At 56.7% G+C, this 2,077-nt stretch carries 2 protein-coding genes and 1 pseudogene; 1 reads left to right on the top strand and 2 read right to left on the bottom strand.

Annotation, left to right across the window (positions count from 1 at the left end):
- Window positions 1–1,004 (top strand): acyl-CoA dehydrogenase family protein (locus ACFFAR_RS31595; protein ID WP_375509272.1); only part of this gene is annotated, 1,004 nt, incomplete at its 5' end.
- 110 nt (window positions 1,005–1,114) lie between these two features.
- On the opposite strand, the gene ACFFAR_RS31590 is transcribed toward ACFFAR_RS31595, so the two are convergent.
- Window positions 1,115–1,318 carry a cold-shock protein gene (locus ACFFAR_RS31590; RefSeq protein ID WP_031356584.1) on the bottom strand — a complete coding sequence of 68 codons (204 nt, stop codon included), beginning with the start codon at window positions 1,316–1,318 and terminating at the stop codon, window positions 1,115–1,117.
- A gap of 256 nt (window positions 1,319–1,574) precedes the next feature.
- Window positions 1,575–2,077: pseudogene (locus tag ACFFAR_RS31585) on the bottom strand (MetQ/NlpA family ABC transporter substrate-binding protein); the annotation flags it as partial.

The following is a 2,077-nucleotide window of genomic DNA, read 5'->3' as shown; positions in this document are numbered from 1 at the left end:
GACTTGAAAGCGACGATATTGCGGCACGCGAACGATGGCTCGGGCGCATTGCCAAAGGCGAAACAATTGGCGCGGCGACATCGGAGCGCACGGGCTCAACGCATAACAGCGTGACCGTGATTGCCGATAAAGATCCCGCCTATGTCCTGCTTAATGGAGAGAAATACTACAGCACCGGCACGCTCTATTCGGAATGGATCAACGTCGCCGCACACGATACACAGAACGACTTGCACGTGCTCGTGCGCAGCGACGCACCCGGCGTTGCGCGCAATGACGACTGGGACGGTTTCGGCCAGCGCCTGACGGCAAGCGGCACGACACGCTTTGATAACGTCCGCGTTCCGGTCGAGCAGATCCTGTCCCGGTATAAAGCCTCCGAGCCTCGCCGCAATTCCCTGCTTACTGCGTTCTACCGGACCGTCCATCTCGCCACGCTGGCGGGCATCGCCCGCGCGGTATTGCGCGACGGCGTCGAGTTTGTTCAAGGCCGCACACGCACTTTTGGCGTCGCCGGACAATCGAGTCCGCGTGACAATCCGCTTGTGCATCGTGTAGTGGGACGGCTTGGAAGCCTCGCTTATTCCGCCGAAGCACTGGTCGACGCGGTTGCGTCGGCGCTCGAACGGGCGCACCAGGCGCGCAACGAGGGAAGGGCAACGACGGCGGACTACATTGCGGTCGATATCCAGGCCTATCAGGCGCAACAGATCGTACTCGAACAGGTGCTCGAGGCAGCGACGCTTTTATTTGAAGTGGGTGGTGCTTCTGCGACGAGCGAAACACGCAGGCTCGACCGCCACTGGCGCAATGCACGCGTCATTGCCTCGCATAATCCCGCGATCCAGCGTGAGGCCGCTGTTGGCAATTACCATTTGAATGGAACGGCTCCGGACGAGCGTTTCAGTCTGGCGCACGCATCGGCGCGAACCGCAGGAAAAACGCTTGGGCCAGGCGAGCGGTCAGTAGTCCAGGACGACGAGTTTGCCGGAACCGGCAAATGAAAGTGCTGAACTTGCTTCGATTGCGTCAAGGTAAACCCGCGGTCGCCGCAATGCCTCGCATTACGACGACCGCGTGCAGATCAGCAGGCTGATCTGGCCGTGCTCAAAACTCAGGCTGGAACGATGTTCGACGCCTGCTTGCCCTTCGGTCCTTGCTTCACTTCGAACGTGACCTTTTGATTCTCCTGAAGGCTCTTGAAGCCTTCTGCCTTGATTTCCGAGAAGTGCGCGAACAGGTCTTCGCCGCCGTCATCCGGCGTGATGAAACCGAAGCCCTTTGCATCGTTGAACCATTTGACCGTACCGGTTGCCATGAGTGTGTCCAGAAAAATTTAAAGCAAAAAAATGAAAGTAGAACCGAGGATAAAGCCAGGGCGCCGAGACGCGTCGCATTGCATTGTTGTGACAAGACTTCGCCAAATGCTTGAACGTGTCCGTAACGAAGATACCTTGCCGTGCAGGACGCTCTTGGAATTATCGCGATTCAATTGTACGCCGTGCCAATATTTATTGAAGCTTTCCAAACCGGAAAACCTGCAATGCGAAATCCGCCGGCGCGCGGGTTTCAGCTTAACGCAAATAATCGGGTTTACTAAAGCCCTGAAAACGCTCATCCACGACCTGGCGGAACTGCGGCGATTGGTAAGCGGCCGAGATATCCTTCACATACGGCTTTTGCAGATCGTTTGTACGTACCGCCACAACGTTCAGGTAATAAGGCGGAATTTTCTCCGGCAGCAGCGCGTCGGTCAGCATCAGGCCGGCGGCAATAGCGAAGTTTCCATTCACAAACGCATAGTCGACGTCGTCGACCGAGCGCGGCAATTGGGCAGCATCCAGAGGCAGTGACTTTATCCGGTGCGGGTTTGTTGCAATATTGGGCTCGGACGAATTGACCGGGTCGACCCCCGGCTTGAGTGTCACCAGCCAATTTATTGCAACTGCAAGATCGCGCAGGCTTGACTGGTGACATCGTTCGGAAGTGAAACAGTCGCGCCATCTTTTACATCGGCAAGACTTTTTGATTTGTGGCTGTATATACCAATAGGCGCCGCCGGAACCTTGACGAGCTG

The sequence above is a fragment of the uncultured Caballeronia sp. genome (assembly GCF_964243625.1).
Lineage (GTDB): Bacteria > Pseudomonadota > Gammaproteobacteria > Burkholderiales > Burkholderiaceae > Caballeronia.
This window is presented reverse-complemented; position numbering and strand designations above follow the sequence as displayed.